The organism is Mycobacterium sp. (assembly GCF_965230835.1).
Lineage (GTDB): Bacteria > Actinomycetota > Actinomycetes > Mycobacteriales > Mycobacteriaceae > Mycobacterium.
In genome coordinates, this window is sequence record NZ_CBDDLW010000002.1 from 2,952,946 (window position 1) to 2,978,734 (window position 25,789).

A 25,789-nucleotide genomic window follows, 5' to 3' on the forward strand; every position below is an offset into this window, starting at 1 on the left:
ACAAACCAATATCCCTTAGTGCGTCTACGATTACCCGTTTCACCGGCATACATGGAACGGTTTTGTGATCAAGATCGCATGTCGCCTACCGGGGTGAGTTTTGGTGGATCGAGAAAATGGCACACCGGCCGTGGTTGCCGGAGAAGCTGTCGTTTGATACCTCAGGTGCTTTTTTGTTGACAACGGCTCTGGTTGGGTTTAGCTGTAACAGCAGATATTTGGGTTGCATTGTCGAGATTGCTGAGGGCTGCGTATGGGGTTTCTGCCTGGCCGGAAGCCGCCGGGCGGTGGTCGTGATGATCTTGCTCCTGGCCAGGGTGGGCAGGCGTTTTTTGCGGGCTTGGGCGCCAACAATGCTGCGTTTCGTGACACGATGGCCCGCTTTCACGCCGATCTTGCTGAACACAGCCAGGCTCAAGTTGGCATAGCCGGCCAGCAGATCAATGAGTTCGGTTATCAGTCCTTGTCCTATTCTCGGGCGGCAGCTGAAGCCGCCGCGGATGCCGCCCAAGCCCGCCAGAAAGCCCAAGAAGCTCGAGTGCGCGCTGAAAGCGCTGAACCGCAACGGCATCGGGTTAAGGCCGAACAGTACCTGCGAGAAGCTGGGCAACACGATGAGCGAGCTGGAGTCCATAGCGCGCTGGCGAATGACTGGGAGCGACGTCGGACACACACGCGATATCTGGGACAAGCTTCCGTGGATGAGGCGCAGTATCAGCGTGGCCTAGCAACGAAGCTCGCCGAATATGCGCAAGATAGTCGAGACCGAGCGCAGCGTGAACTCAATAGAGCTGCACAGGCCGAGGCCGATGCGGCCTCGGCCCGCGTTGAAGCGCACAAGCTTGACGCGCAGGCCGATGAGCTTGATGTGCGCTCGCGGCAGTTGGCTGAGCAGGCTAAACAGGCCCGCTCTCAGGCGCGTGCGTTGCTTCACCAGCAAGCCCGCGCCGTTGATCAACGTGGCCAGTCGCAACAGCGGGCGCAGGACTATCAGGGGCGCGGTGCTGGTCAGGTGGTCTATGACCACGCTGGTATCGAGGCGGCGATCGTTGATTTGCAGCGGGTTCTCGACCGCGCGCAGGCCAATCTTGATGGTTGTCGCCAGGTGAGGTTGTGGCTACAACACGCTGCGACGGGTGCTTCGGCGGCGGCTTCTCGCGACAGGCTCTTACGGCTCGAACAGATCAACCAACAAGTTATCGACGCGGCTCGAAGCGCGTTGGCCGAACTCGGCGTAGCCAATCACGACATGGCCCGAATCGAGCAGCAGAACGCCGCCGGGTACAGCTAACCCCACCGCAAAAACGGCCACCAGCCGATGACAAAGAGGTCCAGCCAGCAAGGCAGTCCACAAGTTTTGGCAGCATCTCGGCCATGGTCAGTTCCGCCGCTGTTGGTCACCCGCAGATGGGTGTTTCTCGTACGTGCCGTGAAGTCTGGACTCCTATTTGATCTGCGCGATGATGTCGCGCCCGACCACGTGGAGATAGTCGGATTCCGCGACATGCGGAATTGTGAAGAGGAAATGATCGACGCCGTGGTTCTGGTAGTCGCGGATGCGCTCCACGCAGCTATCCGGGGAACCGACGATCATCCCTGACTCCGGAATCGAAGCGAACTCGGCTCGAACTCGCGCTTCGTCCTCGCCGGAGTCGGTTGGTGCCAGCAGGAGCGTTACGGAAAGTCGCAGACTGTCTGGGGCGCGCCCGGCCGATTCGCAGGCTCGGCTGAGAAAGCTCCTGCGCTGGCCGACCTGCTGTGGTGACCACCACCGCACATTCAGGCCCTGTGCCGACTTGGCGGCGATTCGTGTGACACGGTCGCCTTCGCCGCCGATCCACAACGGGGGATGCGGTCGCTGTACCGGTGGTGGATCGCAGACTGCTCCGTTCAATGTGTAGAACTGACCGGTGTAGGTGGGGTTCGGTTGGGTCCAGATCGCACGAATAACCTCAAGAGACTCGGCAAGTGCAGAAACTCGGTCGCGTGCCGGCGGAAATGGAATACCGTACGCTTCGAACTCGCGTTGAAACCACCCGGCGCCTAATCCGAGGTCGAGCCGACCCTCGGAAATGACATCCAGCGTGGCTGCCATTTTCGCCAGCACGGAAGGATGGCGGTAAGAATTGCACAGCACGCTGGTGCCGAGGCGTAAACGGGTGGTATCGCGCGCCAGTGCGGTCAGCGTCGTCCACCCCTCGAGTAACGGCAGTGAACTAGTTGGGGCGCAATCGTTTCCCCCGTCAATTTCGGCGTTAATACCGGCGTCTTCCATGTAGGAGACGTACTCGTCGGGATTTACTGTGAGGAAATGATCGCATAACCAAACCGAATCGAATCCGTATTCCTCTGCGGTCCGGGAAACGGTCACCATATCGCTGTATGCGCTTACCGCGAGCCCGTTTAGTGTCAGGGCCAATATTAACCCTACGTGGGTCGATTCTGGGGTGTGGCTAGCGGGAGAGTCTATTTGCATTTCGTCCTCTCGAAAAATCCTGCACTGGGCATGCGCATTGTTCGTTGCAACGTTGCTGGGAAACGGTATCGCTCCGGCCAAAGGCTGAGTGCCGCGACTTCGAAGGTGCGTCTAGGGCATATTGGTGAACCAGCTGGCTTTGGCGCTCGAGCGGGCCAATCGCTGCGCGCGGGGTCGCCCGACTCAATCCGGTGTGGCCCCGTAACTGTGACCGCACTGGGCGGGTCATGGCGATGGTCCAGGCCCCGTTCAACGAGGCCTCTGGCTAGAGCGGATACAGCTCCGGCAGGTTGACCACGATGGCTTCCTGGGTAGTGCGCGCAACGACGACCTCCGCGGGTGTGGTCGGATCGGGGTTCTCTTCCCGGTGTGGCAGGTACGGGGGAACGAAGATGTAGTCGCCGGGTTTGGTAGCGATGCGCACCTCTTGGATTCCGTCGTGAAACACGAACTCCGGGTGCCCGCTTCGTACGTATATCGCTGTCTCCGACTCGCCGTGATGGTGGTTGTGTGACGCTGTCTCGGGGGCGACATGCGCTTCGCCCATCCATAGATTCGCGGCGCCGACTGACTGACCGTTGATGGCGGCGAAGCGTTGCAGTCCCTCGGTTTGCGCGGTGCCCGGGTCGAGGTGTCCCGCTTTGATGTGATGCACACGGTTGCGCTTTGCTTGTCGATCCTGTGCGTTGAAATCGGGATGAAATCCATCCGAAGTTGCCATGAAAACTCCTGTTGTCATTTTCTGCGGCTTCCGATGCCGTCGCATCACATCCGAAATGGCTGCCTAAGCGAAAATGTAGAACGAATTCCGATAGGCATCAAGAAATTTCGGCTATACTTCACTGGCTGGCGGGAAGAAGATTGTTTGCCTTGACCCGACGGCCGGCCTGTTCGGGCTGTTTGGTGGGCAGTTCTACCGTAGCTAGCTAGGGTTCGAAGGAGATGCGTGCCACAGTGCGAAGGCGGCGGTGTCCCGCTTCACATCGCTCTGGCGGTGCGCCACCAACTGGGAAAACGCAATGGCACTATCTGATGAGTTGTCGGAATTCTGGAAAACATGACTAGGCAGGCTTGCCTGGCAGAAGCAGGATGCGCTTGCTCCGGTGATATATTTACGCGCTATCGCTGATGATCTTTGGTGCGAGAAACCGCATGGTTAGATGTGTGCGCTTTGCTTACCCTCCTGCGGCAAAAACCGGCTACAACCACCCATACGGCCGCGTATCCGTGTGCACACCTAGAGTGTGCGGCTACGCGATGACGGCATCATCCCTGGTACTACGGCTGGCCGCAGTGCGCGTCGGCGCTACCTCGCGTATGCACGCCAGACTGCGCTGTCAGCCGCTACACGTGCGTTAGCCATGGACCCGCTTCCGGCCGACAGTTGGTTGACCGACCTTGGTGGCTATTCCCTGCCGTCGCCCGCGCACCGCACCGAACGCGTTATCCAACTGAGCCATTGCGAGACCGAAAGCACATATTCGCTGCCGCGAACACTGGTTGCCGCCGAATCTAACCTCCCGGTGCAGTTCACGACCCTTGTGGGTCGCGATGCGCAGATCCTCGAGGTGGGAGAGCTGCTAGCCAAGAACCGGTTGGTGACTCTGCATGGCGAAGGCGGTGTGGGCAAGACTCGTCTTGCGATCCAGATTGCGGCCACATCGGAATTTCGCGACGATGCCCGTTTCGTCGATCTGGCCTCGATCGCCGATCCCGCTTTGGTATTTGTTACCGCGGCTCACGCTATGGGGATGATCGATCAGCCGAACGGCGCAACACTGGACGCCCTTGGTCGTCTCATCGGAAATCGGCACATTCTCATGTTGTTGGACAACTGTGAGCATCTTCTGGATGCGTGTGCCGAACTCATCGTTGCGCTCTTGGGCACCTGCCCGGGGTTGAAGGTGCTGGCGACAAGCCGTGAGCCGATTGCCCTGGCCGGTGAAGTCACGTGGCGGGTACCCGGGCTGTCACCTGACGATGCGGCGATCGAATTGTTCACTGACCGGGCGCGCCTGGTTAAGCCCGCTTTTGAAATCACCGACAAAAACTCCAAGGCGGTTCGTGAGATCTGCCAACGGCTAGACGGGATACCTCTGGCGATCGAGTTGGCTGCCGCGCGCGTACGGTCGCTGTCGGTAGCCGAGCTAGCCAGCGGTTTGGATGACCGGTTCGGATTGCTGACGAGCAGTGCCCGCGCGGTGGTGCGTCGCCAGCGGACACTGCGGGCATCGCTTGACTGGTCGTATGCGCGTCTCACGCAGCCTGAACAAGTGTTGTTTCGCCGACTGGCGGTGTTCACAGGTGGGTTCGACTTCGCTGCAGTAGTCGAAGTCGTTGCCGCGCGCAGCGACGACCTCGTCGAGCGCTATCAGGTTCTTGATCAACTGACTCTGCTCGTCGACAAATGCCTGGTAGTGGCCGAGGATTGGCGGGGGGCGTACGCGATACCGGTTGCTGGAAACGGTGCGTGAGTATGCGTGCGAGAAGCTCAACAAATCTGAAGATGGCGAACGTGTGCGCCTACGGCACCACGCTCACTACACAACCATCGCAGCGAAACTGAGTGCGCCCGGCGGCACCGGCCATGAACAACGCCTGCAACAGGCTGAAACCGAAATCGACAACCTGCGGGCGGCATTCACCTGGAGCCACGATAACGGCGATATCGCCTCAGCGCTGCAGCTCGCGTGCGCGCTGCATCCGCTGTGGTCCCAGGGACGCGTGCGCGAGGGGCTCACCTGGCTCGACTCCATCCTCGAAGGCAAGGACAGCAGTCACCTCGCCGTCCCAGCGGGCATTTGGGCGCAGGCACTTGCCGAGAAGGCGGTCGCGTCTCATCGCTGGTGTAAATGGTCACGGGCGTAGGTTCCGTCGCAACCGACGAAAGCTATGAAGGAGGGGCTACGCCCGTGACCAAGCGAGTATCGCCGATTGAGCGTGTGCGTGTTGAGATGGATCAGTTGTTCGCCGCGACCGAGCGGCCGTTGACCGAGATTTTGGAGGAGGTCGGGCGGTTATCGGTGCGTCTGGTGTTTCAGGTCGCCGTGGAGGCCGAGGTAGAAGCAGTGTTGGGCCGAGCCCGTCACCAGCGTCGGGTTCAGGACGGCCCGGGCGGGTACCGCAATGGGTATCAACCGCCGGCGACGGTGAAGACCACGATGGGCTCGGTCGAATTATGCCGCCCGAAACTACGCGACACCGACGAGCGGTTCTGTTCGCGGCTATTCGGTGCCGGGGTGACGCGCACCCACGCTCTGGAGGCGTTGGTGATTTCGGGATGGGTGCGCGGTTTGTCGGATCGCGACATCGAGGCCGCGTTGGCCGAGGTGCTGGGCTCGCAGGCGGCGTTGTCGCGCTCGACGGTGAGCCGGATTTGTGCGGCCATCAAAGACGAGTTCGCTGCGTGGTCGTCTCGACGCCTTGATGAGCTGGTGTTGGACTACCTGTTCTTGGATGCCTCGAACTTTCGGATGCATCCCAACGCCCCGGCCGAGCCGGTGCTGGCCGCCTGGGGCATCTGCACCGACGGCAAGCCCCTGTTTATTGGGCTGGCCCCAGCCGCAGCGGAGTCGGCTGATGCGTGGGCCGACTTCTTGGCTGACCTGAGGAACCGGGGACTACGCCCGCCGCTACTGGGCATCTCCGACGGGGCGCCGGGCCTGATCGCCGCATGGGAGACCACGTTTCCGGCAAGCCTGCGTCAGCGGTGTCTGATCCATCGCTGCCGTAACGTCATCGCCAAGACACCTGTCGCGGTCCAGGACGAGATCAAAGCCGCGTTCTGGTCGATCTTCGATGACATTGACCAGCCACCCGGCCAGCAGGCCGTGGATGAAGCCACCCGCCGCGCCGAGGAGTTCACCACCACATACCGCGGGCTCTACCCAGCCGCGGTCGCTTGCCTGGCCAACGACTTCGCCTCGCTGAGCGTGCATTTGCGCTTCCCCCGCCAACACTGGACACGCATCCGCCATTCCAACCTCATCGAACGCACCTTCGGAGAATCCCGTCGCCGGGTCAAGGTCATCGGCCGCCTACCCGGCGAAACCAGCTGTCTGTCGCTGGTATGGGCCGTCCTCGACCGCGCCAGCCGCGGCTGGCGCGGAGTCACCCAAACATCAGCGACCAGCCGCCACCTCCAAGAACTACGCCACCAACTGCTCGAGCCACCCCGCCCACTGCATCCCCCCACCACAACAACCACGACCGACACCACCGCCGCGTAACATGACCACCAGGAACATGCGCCCAGCGTTTTTACACCAGTCCTAAGACGCCACCGAGAAGGCAATTCTGAATACCTGGCTGACCACGAGTTCGGCAGGGTTCTCTGACAGCGCCGCTGCCGTCCAAAAAGCTCTTGCGCTAGCGCACGACGCAAGCGATTCGGCGGTTATGGTTCGAGTCATTGTTGCCCGCGGTTGCAGCAGTGGGTACAGCTTGGAGGCGGCGCAGCCGTACTTCAGCGAGGCTATGGAGCTCGCGCGTGCCATTGACGACAAATGGACCGTCAGTGAAATCCTCTATTGGCAACTAGTTGCTGCTTGCCGGGCGGGGCAGCCAACTGCTGTGCGAACAGCGGCCGCAGAAGCCCAAGACTTCGCCGAAAGCATCGGAAATCTGTTCGTATGTCGTCAATGCCGCATTTTTCGCAGCCTGGCGAAGCTGTGGGAAGGTGATTTGACCGGCGCGCTCGCGGCGTCGAGCGAGGCTATTGCCGCGGCCGAGGTTGATGCGCCTAGCGATACGGTCACGAAAACGACCGGGTTGTTTATCCGATCCCAGATACTGGCTTACAGCGCACCCAGCGCGGCCGGCGCCGCGGCAGACGCTGCCTTGGAAGCCGCCGCCGAACTAGGTGGGGTATACGAAGGCATGGGCCATGCCGCGATGACTCGCGTGGCATTGGCCACGGGCGATACCGCGGCGATCGAGACCAGCGCTGCGAATTGGGATTCTGGGGATCAACGAAACACGGCCAAAGAGCACCTTCAACTCATAGCGCAGTCGGCGCTGGCGCGAGGCGACGTGGTCGATGCGCGAGATCTCGCCGACGCCGCAGTCTTGGGGAGCAAGGGATGGCATCGAATGGCGGCGTTGATCGTGCGAGCGCGAATCGGGATCGCGAAGAATAGGCTGGCAGAAGCACGCGACGACGCGCATGCTGCGCTAGCACACGGCGTCCTCGTGCAGACATACCTTGGCATGCCCGATGCCATTGAGCTCCTCGCCGGTTTGGCCGCTGAGTCCGGCAGCCACCAGGAAGCAACGCGCCTTTACGGTGCGGCGGCAGCGCAGCGACAGCGAACGGGTGAGTTCCGTTTCAAGATCTGGGATGCCGGCCACAAAGCCGCCGTGGTGGCGCTTCGCGACGCGATGGGTAACGATTTCAACGCGGGCTGGGCCGAAGGAACCGCCATGACCCTTGACGAGGCGTTGACCTATGCGCAGCGCGGTCGTGGCGAACGCAAACGGCCAGAACGTGGTTGGGATTCACTGACCCCGACCGAACATAACGTGGTGCAGCTGGTCATCGAAGGACTGCCCAACAAAGACATCGCGACAAGGCTTTTCATCTCGCCGCGCACTGTCCAAACACACCTGACCCATATTTACGCGAAACTTCATCTCACCTCCCGCGTCCAGCTCGTGCAAGAAGCGACGCGGTACAGCTGACGACTCCGATCGGCATGGGGAAAAAAAATCGTGGCAAATCGTGCTGAAAAAATTCGGGAGCTAAACGACGCAATCGATGCGCTCGAGGCGCAGCGGTCCACGTTACCGGCGGTCGCGGTGGAGTCCGGATTGGCGGCGCTACGCGGGCAACTCGCCGACTTGGAGAGTGGCACCGCCGGCGCCGATTCGGGAGAACGGTGTCGCGCGACGATTCTCTTTTCCGATCTCTGCGGGTACACGGCCATGAGCGAGCGCCTAGACCCTGAAGACGTCGAAGAGGTCATGGGCCGCGTCAAGGCAGCGGCGGTTCGTATCGTGGAAAGCCGTGACGGGACTGTTAACCAGTTCGTTGGGGATGAAGTGGTTGCGCTTTTTGGTATCCCACACGCCCATGAAGATGACCCATGCCGCGCGGTCGACGCCGCGATGGAACTCCACGCGTTTGTTCGCGAACTAAGCGCAGAGATGGCAACGAAGGTTGGTCGACCACTGCGAATGCACACCGGGATCAACACCGGGCTCATCGTCACCAACGTGCGCGATCAGCGAGACGGAACGTTTGGCATCACCGGAGACGTTGTCAATACCGGTGCTCGTTTGTTGGCCGCAGCCGACAGCGACGAAATATTGGTCAGCCCGTTAACTCGACAACTGGTTGCGCCTTACTTCGAGTTCGGGGCGGTCGGCTCCATCACGATGAAGGGCAAGTCTCATGCCATGGTGCCGTATCGCGTTGTGAAGAAGACGGCTATTCAGACGCGTATTGAGGCGGCTGAAATCAAAGGATTCACGCCGTATGCGGGTCGCGAAAAAGAACTGGTTTCGCTGCGCGCGGCCTACTCGAAAGCGAAAGCAAGCCAAGGCCAATTTGTGGCCGTTCGCGGCGAGGCGGGTGCGGGCAAGAGTCGCCTGGTCGCCGAGTTTCTGCAACGGGTGAAGCCCGACGTAGTGGTTTTGAGCGGCCGTTGCCAATCGCACGGCCAACACGCCGCCTACCTTCCCTTTACCGGTGTGCTGAGGGCGGCGTTTGGGATCGACGAACTCGATTCCACGACAGCAATGCAGGAAAAAGTGGTCAACGGCGCGTTGGCGCTGGGCTCGGCGTTCAGTCAGCATTTGCCTGCCCTGCTGCGCGTCTTGTCCATTCCCAGCGACCGTTATCCCGTTCCCGATGAGCTTTCTGGTGAAGGGCTGCAATGCAGTATTCATGCCGCGTTGGCGGCCACCGTTTCCGCGGTGGGGCGCCAACAACCCTTGATTGTGTTGCTCGAAGACTGGCAATGGGTAGATGAGGGGTCCGAGGCGGCCTTGAAACACATTGTGGATACCGTGCGCGCTGATTTGACGCTGCTCATCGTGAACTACCGATCAGAGTATGACCCGGCGTGGACTGGCAGCGTCGATCTGGGCATCGAACTCGGGCCGCTGGACGCAACGAACGGACGGTCGATGATCCAGGCGATCTACGGCGCCGACGAACTCCCCGAGACGCTGGTGGTTGGCATCCTCGAGCGCGCGGGTGGCAATCCGTTCTTTGTCGAAGAATTGTGTGGTTTCTTGTGGGACCAAGGCATCGTTCGTGTCGCGGGCGGGCGAGTGACGCTCCAAGAACGTCTCGACGATGGTTGCCTCCCCGAAACTGTCCATGCCGTCATTCGTGCCAAGGTGGATAGATTGGATCCCCGCTCCAAGTCACTCTTGCGTCCGGCGTCGGTGATTGGTCGCGAGTTTCTCGTACCAGTACTTGATCGGGTGCTGAAAGACAGCGCGAAGTTAGAGCCTCTTCTGCAGAATCTCACGAGTGAAGATCTGATCCGGTTGTTTCGAAGCAGCCCGGAATTGTCGTACCAGTTCAAGCATGTGATTACGCAGGAGGTTACCTACGAGACGATTCTGCGCCGGCAGCGCGCTGCGCTTCACCTGCTTGTCGCTGAAGCTATTGAAGAACTCTATTCAGCGCGTCTCGAAGAACATCTTGAAGTGCTTGCGTTTCACTACGATCGAAGCGATGAATCTGAACGGGCAATTCGGTATCTTGAGCTAGCCGGAGACAAGGCGACCAAACGCTTTGCGCTGGTGGATGCGCGAGACTACTACCAGCGCGCACTACGACGCATCGATTCGGCCGAAGACGCTGAGGAGGAAAGGCGCAAGCGGGTCGGGCTCACGTTGAAGTGGGGTGAGATCAGCGTCTATTCCACACCTCCGCAAGTCATCATTCCGTTGCTGGAAACCGCAATCGGGGATGCTGAGAGCATCGGTCTCAACGTTGAGGTTGCGCAGTTGTCGCGCCTGCTAGGATTCCTGGCTCTACGCAACCAACCTGGGTTGGCGGGTTCTGATCGGTGTTGGTTGTTGATTGTGGTGGATGCGGCCGTGGTTGAGAAGTAGGCGGAGCCGGTAGTTGCTGAAGTTGCGGAATCCGCGTGCGGTGCGTTTGGTGTTTTTGATCTTGAGGTTCAGCGCTTCGGTGGGTCCGTTGGTGATGGCGGGGTTGGTGAAGGCGGCTAAGAACTCTGCTCGCCAGGTGTGCAGGGTGCGGCCGAGTTTGGCCACCTCGCTAACCGGACAGTTGCGGGCTTCCTCAATAAGTTCGGCGGCGGCTTCGGCGTTGTTGCTGTGGTAGCACCACATCAGGCGTTGAGCGATGATCCAGGCCACCGTGACCGCCCAGTCTGGGTCCCCCGCCTCCAAACCGCAGTCCAAACGCTTTCTGGCGTGGTCAGGCAACCGGTCGACGCGTGTACGCAGGGTGCGCCGAATCCGGTAGAGCGGGTCGCCGCGTCGTCCACGATGGCCCAACACCTGGTTTTGCACGCGTCGTCGAACCTCATCGAGTGCTGCCAGTGCGAGTTTGACGACGTGAAACGGGTCCAACACGCGTACCGCATCGGGCAGATGAGCAGCCAACGCAGTCGCGTAGCCGCGAAACGCATCCAGTGCCGCATGGGTGATGTGCTGTTTCCAGTTCTGGTCAGCGTTGGCTAGCCACGCCCCCAGGACCGCACCTGATCGCCCTAGCGTCACATCGAGTAGCCGTGCTGGCTGGCCAGCGGTGATATCGGCGATGCCGGTGGCATAGATCGTTGGATGCGTCGCGGTCGCACGCAGAAACGAGGTCTCATCAACCCCAACTGTGCTCACAACATCTACCCGTTGCGGGTCATCGACAAGACGCCGACCTGTGACAACAACGATATTGTTGATCGTGGCCCAGCTGACACCGAGGTCGGTGGCCACAGCAGACACCGCGCGATCATGTGTACCGACCTGCTTGAACGCCCACATACGGGCACGTTCGGTCAGACACACCCGCGCCGGGATCGCCGTGTGCTGCTCAGTCCAGGTGTTTTGCCCACACCGCCGATACGGGCAACACCAGATGCGTTTGTGCCAGCACAACACCACCGGGCGTCCAGCGATCGGCAAGTCACGCACCCAGACTGGGCGGCGATCCTTGGCCCGGGCCACCACACCGCACTGCGGACACGCAACGACTGTGGCCGTCGTCTGGACCATCAGCTCCAACTCACCATCAACCTCGACGGCCCCGATCAGCTCAAACCCGTCCAGCCCGAACAACACACCAACAACCGAACTACTAGCATCGACAACCAACCTGGGACTCCTGTCTGATCAGTGAGTAATTTGCTGAAACACACCGATCATTGAAGTCCCAGGCCCACAACCAACCCGACACAAGGCCCCAGTCCCACCACCCGCACCCAGCTTCGTCACGAAGAGCCGGATTCCTGAACATTTTCGCCGGGAACTTGCCCGATGCCAGGCGCCTCTACGCCCGGTGTCGGGCAATAGGACAGCACGTCAACTCAAAGGCGCTCGAAGCCCACGGCGTCACAGGTCTTGGGTTCGTTGCAAATCATGCGGGAGAATTTCAGGATTCGGTGAAATTCCTTGAGGCTGGATATGTTTTGCACGGAGAAGTAGGTGAACTGCTGGGCCGTGCCCACGCAGCGGATCTTTTGAACAATAGCTACGCGCACCTCGGGGAATTCAAAAAGGCTCATGAAGCGACGGAACGAGCCTTGGAGTCTGCGCGCGCGTGTCACGGACTGACTCGACAATGGATTGCGCACTATTGGTCCGGATTGACGTTTTTTCTGCAGGGCAAATGGCATTCGGCTGTTCAGGCAGCCGCCGGAGCCCTTGCTTACGCACGCAGCGTCGACAATATGTTTGTCGTCAGCGTAGCGGGTGCGGTGCTGGCTCAGGCCCAGTTCATGCTGGGGGAGCAGCGCAAGGCCATCGCCGCTTTGGAGGAGATGGCCGAGATCGCTCAACAAGGAGCCGTCTACGAGCTGTATTCGCGGGCGTTCGGCCCGCTGGCGCTCTGCTACGCCGAAATGGAACAGAACGAGGAGTCTTTGCAGGCCGCGCAGTCGTGCTTGCTGGGCAACGCGCGTGCCTGCGCGGGATACGAACATTGGGCGTACTGGGCGCAAGCGCTCGTTGCATCGAACACAGGGGCCCCGCCTGAGGTCGTTGACCAGCACATCCAGCGAAGCATCGACCTTGCTACGGCTAGAGGGCAGCAACCGTTTTTGGCGCAAGCGCACTTCTATCATTCGAGGATACTTGTGCGGCGTGGCGACACGGCGGCGGCTGGCGCCGCGCTGCACCGGGCCACGGATCTGTTCGAGCGGATAGGTATGCCCGGGTGGTTGGCTCAAGCGCGTCGCCTGACGTTGGCGGTGTGAACCGCGCCTGCCCCCAACTAAATCCGTAACGTCAACTGCGCCAAGCGAGTTCGTCGTGTGCGGCCGGTCCTCGGGATGGGCGGCTCCGGGCAGCGGGAACGCGGAATTGGTTTACCGCACCTCCGCGTCCTCCCGCTTCGGTCGATATACGACCCACAAGTAGGCAGTTTCCGCATTTTGGCTGAGGTCTTTTTCTCGCAGAATCGGCAGGCTAAACAGGTCTGGAATAGCGGCGTCAGCCAATTTGACTGATGCCTAAGCGTTCGCGGAGTGAGTCGCTCTGTTTTGGATGACGCTGCGGCGATGCTCCGGGAGGAAAAATGACGGCCTATCCGACCCTGGGCGGACATAACGGGCGGCTCGGAGAGCGTGCTGCATTTGTGCCGGGCTTGCGTGCGCGGGCACTACGCGGAATAGGGGAGCGTTGGGTTAGCGCTCCCACGGAAGGCATTTGTCAGTGAATCGACTCACGGCGCTAGATGTCGGGTTTCTTAAAGCCGAGGATGCTGATCGGCATGTGAGCCTGGCGATGGGTGGGCTGGCCACAATTCAGGGGCCGTTGCCCGATAGCGACACCCTGATGTCGACATTGACGCGGCGGATACTTGCGCTCCCGCCGCTTGGCCAGCGGCTGCGGTTGAGCCCTTTCGATCTGGGTGCTCCCGAATGGGTGAGTGATCCGGAGTTCGACGTCGCCCGGCATCTGTTTCGGGTGGCCGTGCCGCAGCCCGGTGACGACCAAGAGTTGTTTCGTCTGGTTGCTGATGTCATGTCGCGGCGCTTGGACCGGGACCGGCCGTTGTGGGAGATCTGGATTATTGAAGGACTCTGCGATGACCGATGGGCGATGCTGGCGAAAGTTCACCACTGTATGGCTGATGGGATCGCAGCCACGCACCTGCTGGCAGGTCTGTTCGACGATGGCATCGGCGAGAGTTCTAGACCGGGTATGCGTGCTGTCAAGGGCGGTCACCGGGTGGGGCCACGTGATGGGGTAGCGGCGAGTAGTCCGCTGGGCTGGTTGGGCCGGCTCTGGAACGCTTCGACCACGATCGCGACGGCCGCTACTCGCACTGCTGTGGGGGCTGCCGATATCACCGCCAGTCTGGTTCGCTCGTCGAGCTCGCCGCTTAACGGGCCGATTGGCACTCGGCGTCGCTATTGCGCGGCGCGCGTATCGCTCCGTGATGTTGAACGAGTTTGTAAGAAGTTTGGCGTCACCATCAACGATGTAGGTCTGGCCGCGATTACGGAAAGTTACCGCAACGTCTTGATCCGCCGCGGCGAGCAGCCGACCGCCGATTCGCTGCGCACGTTGGTACCAGTTTCGGTGCGTTCTGCCGACTTTTTCGACAGAACCGACAACCGGCTCTTGGCAATGTTGCCCTGCTTGCCTGTCGAGGAGGAAAATCCCGTCCAGCGGCTCCGGTTGGTCCACGCCAGGATGGGTCGGGCAAAGTCCAATGGACAGCGTCAAGCCGGAAGCATTCTCGTATCGCTGGCCGACAACATTCCGTTCCCGCTTACCGCCTTCGGGGTTGGCCTGTTCACGCGGTTGCCGCAGCGCGGAGTGGTCACCCTGGCGACGAATGTGTGTGGACCACCCGAGCCACTGCAGATGATGAATTGCACAGTGCTCAGTCTGTTGCCGGTGCCTCCCATTGCGATGCAACTGCGAACCGGCGTGGCGATGCTGAGCTATGCTCAGGACCTTTTCTTTGGAGTCTTGGCCGACTACGACGCCGTCGCTGACGTCATCGAATTGGCCAAGGGAATCGAAGTGGCCATCGCCCGGTTGGTCGCTATCAGTAGCAGGCGGGCGTCACCGCGACGCAACCACTCCGTCTTTGCGATACCAACGTCAACGGGCCGCAGATGAGGGTGCGGCTGTCGACTCGATGGCCCCGCGTTCATCGCCGGTCAGCCAACGAGCTGCGGCAGCGCTTCAATCGTTGAGCGGGCCGCGATCCGGCCGGCATCGACGGCCGCATCGATCTGGTTGAAGTTCAGCGGACCGATGGCCGAGACGTCCGGCTCGATGATCGCGGCGACGCGAGGGAGCTCGCGGAGGTTCATCGTGGAGGCCGCTAGGTCAAAGGCGCGCAGCAGTGTTTCCTGCAGTGGTGGTAGCGGGACGTCGGTGCCGGTGACGAGCTGCCGTACGAACCCAGGAAGTGGCACGATCGGTGGCAGTAAACCAAATCCTTTTGATGGAACGTACTTTCGACGCAGATCAACACATATCACCTCGCCGTCTGGGTCGGCGCACATCACGTCGGCGGGGAGGTTGTTCAGCAGCAGACCGTCAACGAGGACTTGTTCACCACGCTGGACCGGCGGAAGGAGGCCGGGGATCGAGATCGACGCGCGCACGGCCACCGTGAGAGGTCCACTTCGGTGGACGATCTCATCGCCGGTAATCATGTCTGCGGAGACGCAGAAGAATCCTTTTGGCAGATGCTCGATCAAGGTCTCACCGAAGAATTTCTCTGCCAAACGATCGAGGCGTCCACCTCGAGTTAGTGCTACCGCCGGGATCGTGTAGTCGCCGAGTGGGTTGTCTTGTGCGATGAACTCTCGTGCGGCAGTCGTCGCATCCTGGCTGTTCATTCCGAGTGCGAACGCGGCGGCGGCGATAGCGCCGGCACTCGTTCCCCCAAACCGATCGATGACAACGCCTGCTTGGGTCAGCTCTTCGTAAACACCGAAGTGCGCAAGTCCCCGAGCGCCGCCTCCGGCCATCACCAGGCCGAGGGATCGGCCAGCGATTCTGCGGGCCAAGGCCCCAATGCCGTCGTCGTCGGCGGGGTGGTGCGACACCGGTTGCAGCAGATCCCACCAACGCGGATCGGGATTTGGCACGCGCATGATCAGATGCACTGGTCCGCGGTTTGCAAAAGGACCGAATGTTTCGGAGGGATGCGGTTCATCCACCGTGACCACGAGCCGGTCGCTTTGTGCGGCAATGTAACGGCGCCACAGATCGCCTGAGTCGCGTTCGGCCACCAGCAGGACCCAATCATTGCTTCGCTCTGCCCGCTCAAGGGTTTCGGTGAATTCCTCAACGAGCTCGCCGCGGTCCTGAGTCGCTTTGGTGGAATCGACGGGTGACGTGATCACCGCGGTCTGGCCATAAGCCCCTAGTCGGGTCGCAATGGCGTCGGCGATCGGGACGACGTTGGCGCCCTCACCGGCCGACAAGATACCCACAACTCGAGGGCGCCGAGAAATGTTGGTAGAACGTGACTCGCGCAGCATCGTCGCCATGGCCCGCAGCATCACCGACTGCAGTCGCGGAGTCGTCTCCAAGACCTCGCTGAACGTGTCAGCGTCGATCCGCCAGACGACGCCATCCCTAAGAGCACGTACTCCCGCTGAGCGAGCGGCACCGGCGATCACGCCCAGCTCGCCGATTGAGTCACCGGAGGTCATCTCCCGAATGACCAGTCCAGCGCCACTGACAGCCGCGAACCGGCCCGAATCAACGATATAGATCGCGTCCGAGGGGTCGCCCGCGCGAAAGAGCCATTCATTGGCCGGGATGCGATGGCGCTCTACGGTGTTCGCGAGCACATCGAGTTGTTCGTCGGCAATATCGGCAAGTAGTGAAATGTTGCGCAGTGCGGCTCGCTGGTCAGCATCACTCTGCGTTGGCTGCCGCTGGTTGGGATTCACGCGTCTCTGCTCAGTGCGCGGTGCTCGATCAGATCGCGCAGGCCGCCCGCACCGAGCTGCTCTCGCATCGCCTGAGCGGTGTAGCCGACGACTGTCGCGTTGGTGCGCGCGCGCACAGTCGCCGAGCGCGGCATATGAAACAGCACACCTATTTCACCGAAGTAGTCCCCTTGCCCGGCTACCTTGACCAATTCCTGGCCACCGTCGGCCATTTCGCGAACAATCTCGAACTCCCCATTGGACACGACGTAGATCAGTTCGCCCATGGTGCTCTGCTCGAACAGCACGTCACCGGCCGCCAGCTGCACAGTCTCGGGTGGCCGATTCGTCTCCACGGACGCGGGGGTGAGTTCTACGACGCGATCGGCCATCGGCAGCATGCGGCTGTCGTGAGTCGCGACCACCACTACCCGCTCACCGTCGGCGAGTTCGCGGATCAGCCGCAGCACCTCTTCGACCTGGATGAAATCAAGGTGGGCGGTCGGCTCGTCGGCGAGGATCAACGGTGGGTCCAGTGCGATCGCGCGCGCGACTGCGACGCGTTGCTGTTGTCCACCGCTCAAGTCGCCGGGGCGGTGTTTCATGCGGTCACCAAGGTTGACTCGTGTCAGCAACTCCTCCGCGCGCTTGCGGGCGACCGAGCGTGATATACCGGCCGCGCGCATCGGAATCATCACGTTCTCGATGGCGTTGAGGCTTGGCACGAGGTTAAACGCTTGGAAGACAATGCCAACCTTGTGGCGCCGATACATCGCCAGCTCACTGCGTTCCACGGCGGTGACATCAATGCCGTCGAAGCTGATCGCACCCGATTTCGGTCGCAGAATACCGCCGAGGCACGAGAGCAGCGTGGTTTTGCCGCAGCCACTAGGCCCGAGCAGGATCACCAACGATCCGGCTGCCACGTCCAGGTTCAGGCCGTTGATCGGCCGCAGGGCGTAGCCGCCGCTGGAGTACTCGACGACGAGGTTCCGAATGCTGAGATCGCCCACCGTTTAAGGACCTCCGAAAGCGACTGCTGGATCAACCGATACTGCGCGCCGCAATCCGGCAACGCTGGCTAGCAGACCGATCAGAATCGCTGCTATCGGTAACGCCAAATAAGCGCCGGCAGGTACGACGACGTTCATCGGGAACAATCTGGCCAATACCAGCGATAGGACAACGCCAAGCGCGGCGGCGAGCAGCGCAACGATGACCGCCTGGAGCGCCAGCCCCGCCATGATCGAGCGAGTCGGTGTGCCAATCGCTTTGAACACCGCGAAATCACGAAGACGCTCAAGGGCAGACAAATACACCACTGATCCCACGATCAGGGCGGCCACAATCCAGAGCAGGACAGCCACGATCGAGATCGAGTTCACCGCGACTTTCAGCGGGCGTAGCAGGTCGTTGACACCAGCGGCTTTGTCGAGGGTCTGATATCCCTCCGGGAGCTGTCGGGGTGTGCCGGTTATCCCGATCGACGTGATCATCGGCTGTCCGTTGTAGACCAGCCGCTGCAGGCCTTCGGTGGTAAAGAAGATATTGGGGACCTTGGGTAGCGCGGTCGAATCGGGCACAATCCCGACAATCCGCAACGTACGTGAGCCAACCCGCAGTTCGTCGCCCAATTGACGCCCGAGCATACTTGAAACGGCGACCTCTTCTGTTGTCGACGGCGCCCGGCCGTGCGTGACTCGCGGCATACCAGGTCCGTGCGTCGGGGCTCCGAAGGCCGTGGCGTTGCGGGTTGACGAGCCTTCGCTGATCGTCGTCGGCGCACAGGCCAGCGGGGCCGCCTCCAACACGCCGCGCGCGGCGGCGACTCGGCGCACATCACTTTGCAGAAATGGTGTTGCGCCGAGGAATGGTCCAGCTGCGCCGGCCTTGACCACGAACACATCAACGCGCAGAGAATCGACGGTTTGTTGAGCTTCGACTCGGAATCCGTGCGCAAGTCCGGTGAGAACTAGTGTCATGGCGAAGATCAATCCGGTGCTGACGACTGCGATAACTAGGCGCCGTACCCGCCATTGCATGTCACGTAAAGCTGCAAGCAGCATGCTTGACGACGCTACGGCGTCTAAGCGTCGCGCACTATACGCGTCTAAGCGTATCTTTCCGAGCATGCGCTTCGACGGTCTAATCCGCTATTGGCAGGACCACGCATATTTTTCTTGCACGATCTGCTTAGAGATCTGTCAGCCCCGCGCGGAATCGGTGTGCTATTCCTGCGATTACTTTCCGCGGCGGCCCTTGGGGTAAGGACGGGAAAGCATTTTGGACGGAAGCGACCTCGTAGGTGGTTGGTAATGATCTACCATTATGCTCAGGTTTTAAAGCCATTGCGTTGGTTGATATCGGCCGCCGAAATTCGGCATGGCCGGGGTCGCTTGCGGTTGCCGTCACCGACGGTTCATGTTGGCCGTTTCAATGCCCAACCGCGACCCAGGCGGAGAGCGCACTGGTGTATTGGTGCAGTATCTGCATTGTGTCGCTGGTGTTGCGCATGATGACCCGATCGGCTCCGTCAAGCATTTGTCGTACTAGATCAAGTTGCGCGCACCACCGAACCTTCAGCGGCTCCGGAAAGCGTGGCGGATCAGCGGCTTGCGCTGTCCCCCCGGGGGAATTCGTCTGACTTTGCAGTAGCGTTAGGCAGTTGTTGTCGTCGTCGACGTGTAGATTATCTGCGTATTGAGCCGTCTCGATTCGGCAGACTTCATACACGATCTGATTGCTGATCCACCGCGCGAACGCCGCCCCGGCGATCAGTTGTGCTCGATCAGCGCGGGCTGCTGTGGCCCGGACGCGCTCATTATTGATGCGGATGCGTTCGTGACGCGCTTGCTGCAGGTTTATCGTCCGACGTTGCATCCGGGCCAATTTCTCGGCCTTTTTCATATCGCCATCGAGTTTGTCGGCGATCTGCAATAGCATCTCGCGGCAATCTAACAACAAATCCGCCGCGAATCGTCCATACCACAATGAATAAATCGCGCGTTCGGTTGCCTCTTCGTTTTTGCTGGAGATTTGCCGGTTGTAGTGATGCCCGGCATTGATCACTGCTTTGATGTGTGAGCTGTATCGAGTTTCGCTGCACGTGGCTGCCGAGTTACTTGCGGGTGCGCTACCAGGGTTTTCCGGTTGGTAGATGACGTCTTCGATCCCGCAGTTTCGACTGCTCGGGAAGGTCGTCATGTGTCCTCCTACATATCGATGCCGGCGCCCCGGACTGTCCGGCCTGGCTGGCCAAGTGACTGCCGCGCCTGGCGCAACTGCCGGAAATGGCCGCGAACGGACAGCACGTTGTGATTAATCCTGCGTTAATGCGGGGCAAAGAACATCGATCAAGATGCGTAAGCTAGACGCGTAAGTTTCGTAGGTACCGCCTAAGCGGACCAAATTATTTTGCGCGGCAAGATTTTGTGTAGACGAGTGATCACGCAATGGCGGAGTAGGCCTAGGCCGTGTTTCGAGCGTCGGCAAAGTGGCGTATTCTTTGCCGTTTCCTCGCGGGCCGGTTTGCGACATGCTTGCAGTCGTGGGGTTGAACTCTGGGAAACCAGGTGCTCGGTTGCTCGCACTGCGCCGAAATGTCCTCTGCTCAGCCGTCTAGCCAAGCCTCGTATGAGACATTTCGGCGCAGTGCGTGAACAACATGTGGTTAGCTGGCTTGCCGTCCAGTGTTTTGCGGTGCGCCAGCAGCTCCGGAAAACAAGCCTTGTGTGCTACGACCTCCGATCAATCGGGTCGTACAGGCCGCGCACGCTTGACTATGCAGAATCCGGTTGGGCGTACTTTCCTGCTCGGGCAATTGCGTAGGACCGCCAGAGTTGTCGCTCCATTGAGTCGAACACATGGTTGGTGATGCTTTTCGCCACTGCTAGTTGATCGGCCGTCAGCGGCGCGGGCGGTGTACCGTCGCCCCCGGTGTCTTGCGCGGTTGCCGGCGGATCGTGGCGGCCGGCGAGATAATCCAATCGTGCTCCGGTTTCGGCTTCGGCAGCCAGCGCGAGCGGCCGCGTTTGGGTGAAAAATTCTTCGCCGGTGGATTCGAGTGCGACCATCATCCACCAGCGCAGCGCCGGATCGTCATGGCGTAGAGCGATCTTGGCGAACTCGATCATGTTTTCTCGATGTAGATCCATGTCTGGGTCGAGGAATAGCCATTCCAGCGCATCACTGGCGGTGTGGTCGAGCATGTGATCGAGCCCTAGTGCCTGCCAATCGGACAGGAACAGTCTGCTGTGTCGAGACAACCGTGACGCCCACGCGTTGACTGCGGTTTCAGCGACACCGACAGGCGCGTCGTAGGTCAAGGCGTACTTGGTCAGATCCCGGTAGCCGAGGATGTCCATCACCCACATTGGTATGAACCTTCGGAGCCGGTCGGTTGGGTGCTGCTGGTCTTGACGCAGCCACTCGTAGAAAGGATGTGCGCGCAGACGTTTCTTGTGCTCATCGATGTGGCGGATCATCTCGGTGTCGTGGGAGTCGCACGGGATGATCTCAAGTGGAGGTGCCACCCAGTGATCGCCGGCATTTGGGGGGGCTTGCGGGGGCTGCGGGGTGGTGCCGGTGTCGACATAGGTGGTCGCATAATGCAGAAAACCGTCGAAGACGTCGTCGAAGATATCGAACATGCGTTGACACAACTGGCTGGTGTGTTCCCGGCGTTGAGCATCAAGGACGACAGTCTCAAAGACGCCTTCGGTGTTCGCGACGTGACCAGATTCCAGATCCAAGTGGTAAGGGCCGAAATAGCTGTATTCGAGTCCGGTTTCGTTCGACAGTTCCGTTGCCACTCGCGCGGTGTTGGACAGCATGACATGGCCGGTGGCCTCGCCCGCCTCAGAGTGGCCGAATCGGATAAGGGCATCGTCGCCGTCTTCGACGGCCAGCCTCATGAACTCGATTCCGTTGCGCCGGTAGCGTTCCTGGTCCGGTGACAAGAACAGCCACCACAGGATGTCGCTAGTGCGCCACCCGAGCCTGGTGTCCAGGCCGAGCTTGCGCCAGTCCTTAAGGAACATCCTAGAGTGCTTCTCGTCTTCGAGAGTGCCGAGATTGATCACCCATTCGTACTCGGTGCGAGGTTCAGAAAACCTTAGGACCCAACGGTTCATGTCTCGGAACTGCATGATGAACAACGCTCCGGCCGGGCACATGGCCAGCCGGTCCTGAGCGGGGATCCGTTCGGTAGAAAGCCAGTCAAAAAATGGGTGTCGGGCCGCCTTGTCCTGGCATGCGTCGCGCAGCTTCATCACTTGTTCCATGCGAAAGATGATTCCCTTCGTGTCGTGATTTCACCGGTAGGTAGCCGCCAAGACGTGCATTACGCGCTTTCCCTATAGGGAGACAGCAAAATGAGACACGGCGACAGCTTTGTTGGTCGACGTGTCCTAAACGCGTAGTTGGTGCTGGGTCGTCGGTTAGTCGTAGGTTCTGGATCGTTCCTCAAGGTTTTTTCGAGGAAGTCTGTAGGCGGCTGCGGACGACAGTAGCGGTCGTTCGGTTCCCGGCTGCGGTCCCGCGCGACGTTTTACGCGACGCGACGCACAAAGTTACGCGTAATCGCTGAGATTATTCTCTGGGTCAATTGCCACACTGTTCGGTGTAGCGTTGTGAGTTGGGGGGGGGTCGCGTCTCATCGCTGGTGTAAATGGTCACGGGCGTAGGTTCCGTCGCAACCGACGAAAGCTATGAAGGAGGGGCTACGCCCGTGACCAAGCGAGTATCGCCGATTGAGCGTGTGCGTGTTGAGATGGATCAGTTGTTCGCCGCGACCGAGCGGCCGTTGACCGAGATTTTGGAGGAGGTCGGGCGGTTATCGGTGCGTCTGGTGTTTCAGGTCGCCGTGGAGGCCGAGGTAGAAGCAGTGTTGGGCCGAGCCCGTCACCAGCGTCGGGTTCAGGACGGCCCGGGCGGGTACCGCAATGGGTATCAACCGCCGGCGACGGTGAAGACCACGATGGGCTCGGTCGAATTATGCCGCCCGAAACTACGCGACACCGACGAGCGGTTCTGTTCGCGGCTATTCGGTGCCGGGGTGACGCGCACCCACGCTCTGGAGGCGTTGGTGATTTCGGGATGGGTGCGCGGTTTGTCGGATCGCGACATCGAGGCCGCGTTGGCCGAGGTGCTGGGCTCGCAGGCGGCGTTGTCGCGCTCGACGGTGAGCCGGATTTGTGCGGCCATCAAAGACGAGTTCGCTGCGTGGTCGTCTCGACGCCTTGATGAGCTGGTGTTGGACTACCTGTTCTTGGATGCCTCGAACTTTCGGATGCATCCCAACGCCCCGGCCGAGCCGGTGCTGGCCGCCTGGGGCATCTGCACCGACGGCAAGCCCCTGTTTATTGGGCTGGCCCCAGCCGCAGCGGAGTCGGCTGATGCGTGGGCCGACTTCTTGGCTGACCTGAGGAACCGGGGACTACGCCCGCCGCTACTGGGCATCTCCGACGGGGCGCCGGGCCTGATCGCCGCATGGGAGACCACGTTTCCGGCAAGCCTGCGTCAGCGGTGTCTGATCCATCGCTGCCGTAACGTCATCGCCAAGACACCTGTCGCGGTCCAGGACGAGATCAAAGCCGCGTTCTGGTCGATCTTCGATGACATTGACCAGCCACCCGGCCAGCAGGCCGTGGATGAAGCCACCCGCCGCGCCGAGGAGTTCACCACCACATACCGCGGGCTCTACCCAGCCGCGGTCGCTTGCCTGGCCAACGACTTCGCCTCGCTGAGCGTGCATTTGCGCTTCCCCCGCCAACACTGGACACGCATCCGCCATTCCAACCTCATCGAACGCACCTTCGGAGAATCCCGTCGCCGGGTCAAGGTCATCGGCCGCCTACCCGGCGAAACCAGCTGTCTGTCGCTGGTATGGGCCGTCCTCGACCGCGCCAGCCGCGGCTGGCGCGGAGTCACCCAAACATCAGCGACCAGCCGCCACCTCCAAGAACTACGCCACCAACTGCTCGAGCCACCCCGCCCACTGCATCCCCCCACCACAACAACCACGACCGACACCACCGCCGCGTAACATGACCACCAGGAACATGCGCCCAGCGTTTTTACACCAGTCCTAAGACGCCACCGTTGGGGGGGTCGCGCCCTTGTGAGGGGAGGAACTACCGAGCGTGGTGTTGGTAACGGGGTTACAAGGCCGCGATGACTTGAGCAGCGCGCTCACGCACGCATTGCGATTCGGTGGTGTGGAGCACCCAGAGTCAATCGTCGAGCGGCTCGCGACTGCGCTGCAGCGGGCGTGCGTTCAAGATGAGCTGGAGGGCCAGGAGGGTCCGGATCTGGCGCTCGGCCTTGCCGAGATGGCAGAGGAGATCGGAGCGGCGTTGGCTGCGCTGGACGCTGATCTTGATCCTGCCTGCGTGCTGGGTCGGGTGGTGGGCGCCGTCCAGGACTACTACGGGACTCATGGGTCGGCGGCGGCATTGGGGGCGCTATTACAGCGTCTCTGCGTCGGTTACGTCGGCGCGTTGCGGGGTAGCTTGAGGGACAGGCAGAGCGCGCCGCCCGATGAAGACACAATCGAACACGTTCTGGCTGGTGGGGCCGGTGGTCGTGACGCGCGGCTGCTGCGGGCAGTGTTCGCCCAGTCCGGTATCGGGGTCGGCATATCCGACATAACCGGTCAAATCCTCGTGGTGAATTCCGCTTTTGCGGCAATGTTCGGCTACAGCGTCAGTGAATTCGTCCAGTTCAATATCACTGACCTGCTCGTCCATCCCGATGACACACCGGAAGTGTGGAGTCAGTACGCAGCATTGATGCGAGGCTCGATCGAGAGAGTGAGCCTAGAGAAGCCGCATTTGCATCGCGATGGCCACACAATTTGGCATAGCATCAACGTCTCGCTCATTCGCGACCAAAAAGGTGCGCCTGTTTACACGCTGGCACTGTTTGAGGAAGTCACCGACCGGCGCCACCTTGAAGAACGGATGCGTTATCAGGCGCTGCACGATCCGCTTACTGGGCTGGCGAATCGTTCCCAGTTCTTCGATAGCCTTGCCAAGGCATTCGAAAACCCGGATTCGCGAGTCGGTGTCTGCTATATCGATATGGACGGTTTTGAAACCGTTAACGACACGCTCGGTCACGATGTTGGTGATCGGCTTCTTGTCGAGGTCGCCGACCGGTTGGGGTTGTGTTTGCGGCGGCCGAACCAGCTCGCCGCGCGTATGGGCGGCGACGAATTCATCATCCTCATACCGCAATCGCATGGCTCAGGCGAGGTGACTCAACTAGCCGACGCACTGCTGCACACCGTGACTTCGCCTGTCGATATCGATGGGCGCTCGGTGACGGTGTCGGCCAGCGTCGGCGTCATGGAAGACCGCGCCGGCGACACCTCCCCGATCGACCTGATGAAAAACGCCGACACCGCGCTAGTGCGGGCCAAACAAGCCGGCCGAAACCAGTGGGCGATCTATGACCGTGATGACGAGAATCTCAACCCGCCCGCGTTCTCGCCGATGCGCGAGGCGCTTGAGCGCAGCGAGTTTTACCTGGTTTATCAGCCGGTGGTGCGGCTCAGCGACAACTGCATCATCGGCGCTGAGGCCCTGCTGCGGTGGGCGCACCCGACACTGGGCACGCTGCTGCCGGGCCGGTTCATCGCTTTCGCCGAATCCAGTGGCTTGATCGCGTCGCTTACCGCTTTCGTGCTTGAGGAGGCGTGTCGCCACGTCCAGATTTGGCGCCAAAACAGCACCGACCCGCAACCGTTTGTCAGTGTCAACATCTCTGCAAGTTGCGCGCGCGATGCCGACTTTTGTTCGTTGGTCGAACGGGTGCTTGCCGACGCCGATCTGCCTCCTCAGGCGCTGCAGCTCGAAATCACCGAGAACGCGAACCTCAGCAAAGACGAGACGACACTAAGTGGGCTGCGCCGTCTGTCTACGCTGGGTGTCAGCATCGCCATTGATGACTTCGGCACTGGATTCTCCAGCCTGGCCTACCTACGCACCCTCCCCGCGAACGTTGTCAAACTCGCTGGCGAGTTCGTTGCGAACCTAGATCTTGATACCCACGATCGGTTTGCCGACGAGAAGATCGCCCGAGCAATCATCGACCTCGCTCACGCACTGGGGTTGACCGTCACCGCCGAGCGAGTTGAAAGCCCCAGCCAAGCCGCACAGCTGCGTGCCCTTGACTGCGACACCGCACAGGGCTGGCATTTCGCGAAACCACTACCGGCGAACTTTTTCAGTGAGTAGGCCACAGTGGTGGGCGCCCACCA

The 25,789-nt window shown here is 60.8% G+C and carries 20 protein-coding genes and 1 pseudogene; 11 read left to right on the forward strand and 10 right to left on the reverse strand.

Going from position 1 to position 25,789, the window contains the following annotated elements; all coding sequences use genetic code 11:
- Positions 1–85 precede the first annotated feature (85 nt).
- Positions 86–634, reverse strand: coding sequence for a hypothetical protein (locus tag ACO07W_RS14055; RefSeq protein WP_421844063.1), 549 nt, complete (start codon positions 632–634; stop codon positions 86–88).
- A 63-nt stretch (positions 635–697) separates the two neighbouring features.
- Between ACO07W_RS14055 and ACO07W_RS14060 the strand changes: the two genes are divergently transcribed.
- Positions 698–1,291, forward strand: coding sequence for a hypothetical protein (locus tag ACO07W_RS14060; protein ID WP_421844065.1), 594 nt, complete (start codon positions 698–700; stop codon positions 1,289–1,291).
- Between the two features lie 153 nt (positions 1,292–1,444).
- Here the strand turns inward: ACO07W_RS14060 and ACO07W_RS14065 are convergent, their stop codons facing one another.
- Together ACO07W_RS14065 and ACO07W_RS14070 are read right to left on the reverse strand one after the other, a co-directional pair.
- Positions 1,445–2,476, reverse strand: coding sequence for a TIGR03619 family F420-dependent LLM class oxidoreductase (locus ACO07W_RS14065; protein ID WP_421844067.1), 1,032 nt, complete (start codon positions 2,474–2,476; stop codon positions 1,445–1,447).
- Between the two features lie 265 nt (positions 2,477–2,741).
- Complete coding sequence (locus ACO07W_RS14070) at positions 2,742–3,197, reverse strand: cupin domain-containing protein (RefSeq protein WP_421844069.1); 456 nt, start codon at positions 3,195–3,197, stop codon at positions 2,742–2,744.
- Positions 3,198–3,837: 640 nt separating this feature from the next.
- Between ACO07W_RS14070 and ACO07W_RS14075 the strand changes: the two genes are divergently transcribed.
- The 5 genes from ACO07W_RS14075 (at position 3,838) to ACO07W_RS14095 (ending at position 10,546) form a co-directional block, all read left to right on the forward strand.
- Positions 3,838–4,950, forward strand: a complete 1,113-nt coding sequence (locus ACO07W_RS14075; protein WP_421844071.1) for an ATP-binding protein — start codon at positions 3,838–3,840, stop codon at positions 4,948–4,950.
- Positions 4,943–5,344: a hypothetical protein gene (locus ACO07W_RS14080; protein WP_421844073.1), complete on the forward strand. Its 402-nt coding sequence runs from the start codon at positions 4,943–4,945 to the stop codon at positions 5,342–5,344. Before ACO07W_RS14075 ends, ACO07W_RS14080 begins: the two co-directional genes overlap by 8 nt.
- A gap of 86 nt (positions 5,345–5,430) precedes the next feature.
- Positions 5,431–6,705, forward strand: coding sequence for an IS256 family transposase (locus ACO07W_RS14085; protein WP_421840071.1), 1,275 nt, complete (start codon positions 5,431–5,433; stop codon positions 6,703–6,705).
- Positions 6,706–6,874: 169 nt separating this feature from the next.
- On the forward strand, positions 6,875–8,155 hold the full coding sequence (locus ACO07W_RS14090; protein WP_421844075.1) for a helix-turn-helix transcriptional regulator: 1,281 nt from the start codon (positions 6,875–6,877) through the stop codon (positions 8,153–8,155).
- A 30-nt stretch (positions 8,156–8,185) separates the two neighbouring features.
- Positions 8,186–10,546, forward strand: coding sequence for an ATP-binding protein (locus tag ACO07W_RS14095; protein WP_421844077.1), 2,361 nt, complete (start codon positions 8,186–8,188; stop codon positions 10,544–10,546).
- Here ACO07W_RS14095 and ACO07W_RS14100 read toward each other — a convergent pair.
- Both ACO07W_RS14100 and ACO07W_RS14105 read right to left on the reverse strand, forming a co-directional pair.
- Complete coding sequence (locus ACO07W_RS14100; protein WP_421843061.1) at positions 10,466–11,773, reverse strand: ISL3 family transposase; 1,308 nt, start codon at positions 11,771–11,773, stop codon at positions 10,466–10,468. The two genes, ACO07W_RS14095 and ACO07W_RS14100, sit on opposite strands and share 81 nt — an antisense overlap.
- A 212-nt stretch (positions 11,774–11,985) precedes the next feature.
- Positions 11,986–12,183: a hypothetical protein gene (locus ACO07W_RS14105; RefSeq protein ID WP_421844079.1), complete on the reverse strand. Its 198-nt coding sequence runs from the start codon at positions 12,181–12,183 to the stop codon at positions 11,986–11,988.
- Positions 12,184–12,348: 165 nt separating this feature from the next.
- On the opposite strand from ACO07W_RS14105, the gene ACO07W_RS14110 reads away from it, so the two are divergent.
- Together ACO07W_RS14110 and ACO07W_RS14115 are read left to right on the forward strand one after the other, a co-directional pair.
- Positions 12,349–12,873 carry a hypothetical protein gene (locus ACO07W_RS14110; protein WP_421844081.1) on the forward strand — a complete coding sequence of 175 codons (525 nt, stop codon included), beginning with the start codon at positions 12,349–12,351 and terminating at the stop codon, positions 12,871–12,873.
- Positions 12,874–13,330: 457 nt separating this feature from the next.
- Positions 13,331–14,752 (forward strand): WS/DGAT/MGAT family O-acyltransferase, encoded by a 1,422-nt coding sequence (locus ACO07W_RS14115; RefSeq protein WP_421844083.1) that lies wholly within the window; start codon positions 13,331–13,333, stop codon positions 14,750–14,752.
- Between the two features lie 41 nt (positions 14,753–14,793).
- Here ACO07W_RS14115 and ACO07W_RS14120 read toward each other — a convergent pair whose 3' ends face one another.
- From ACO07W_RS14120 to ACO07W_RS14140, 5 genes are all read right to left on the reverse strand, one after another.
- Complete coding sequence (locus ACO07W_RS14120) at positions 14,794–16,548, reverse strand: patatin-like phospholipase family protein (RefSeq protein ID WP_421844085.1); 1,755 nt, start codon at positions 16,546–16,548, stop codon at positions 14,794–14,796.
- On the reverse strand, positions 16,545–17,540 hold the full coding sequence (locus ACO07W_RS14125) for an ATP-binding cassette domain-containing protein (protein WP_421844087.1): 996 nt from the start codon (positions 17,538–17,540) through the stop codon (positions 16,545–16,547). Before ACO07W_RS14125 ends, ACO07W_RS14120 begins: the two co-directional genes overlap by 4 nt.
- Positions 17,541–17,543: 3 nt before the next feature.
- The gene (locus ACO07W_RS14130) at positions 17,544–18,593 is read right to left on the reverse strand and encodes an ABC transporter permease (protein WP_421844089.1); all 1,050 of its coding nucleotides are present in this window, start codon (positions 18,591–18,593) and stop codon (positions 17,544–17,546) included.
- Between the two features lie 367 nt (positions 18,594–18,960).
- Entirely contained in the window at positions 18,961–19,731 is a 771-nt protein-coding gene (locus ACO07W_RS14135) for a hypothetical protein (RefSeq protein ID WP_421844091.1), read from the reverse strand.
- Between the two features lie 575 nt (positions 19,732–20,306).
- Positions 20,307–21,809, reverse strand: coding sequence for a hypothetical protein (locus ACO07W_RS14140; protein ID WP_421844093.1), 1,503 nt, complete (start codon positions 21,807–21,809; stop codon positions 20,307–20,309).
- A 488-nt stretch (positions 21,810–22,297) separates the two neighbouring features.
- Between ACO07W_RS14140 and ACO07W_RS14145 the strand changes: the two genes are divergently transcribed.
- From ACO07W_RS14145 to ACO07W_RS14155, 3 genes and pseudogenes are all read left to right on the forward strand, one after another.
- Entirely contained in the window at positions 22,298–23,572 is a 1,275-nt protein-coding gene (locus ACO07W_RS14145) for an IS256 family transposase (RefSeq protein WP_421840071.1), read from the forward strand.
- 286 nt (positions 23,573–23,858) lie between these two features.
- Positions 23,859–24,476: pseudogene (locus ACO07W_RS14150) on the forward strand (PAS domain-containing protein); the annotation flags it as partial.
- 12 nt (positions 24,477–24,488) lie between these two features.
- Positions 24,489–25,766, forward strand: coding sequence for a putative bifunctional diguanylate cyclase/phosphodiesterase (locus tag ACO07W_RS14155; protein ID WP_421845992.1), 1,278 nt, complete (start codon positions 24,489–24,491; stop codon positions 25,764–25,766).
- The last annotated feature ends 23 nt before the right edge of the window (positions 25,767–25,789 follow it).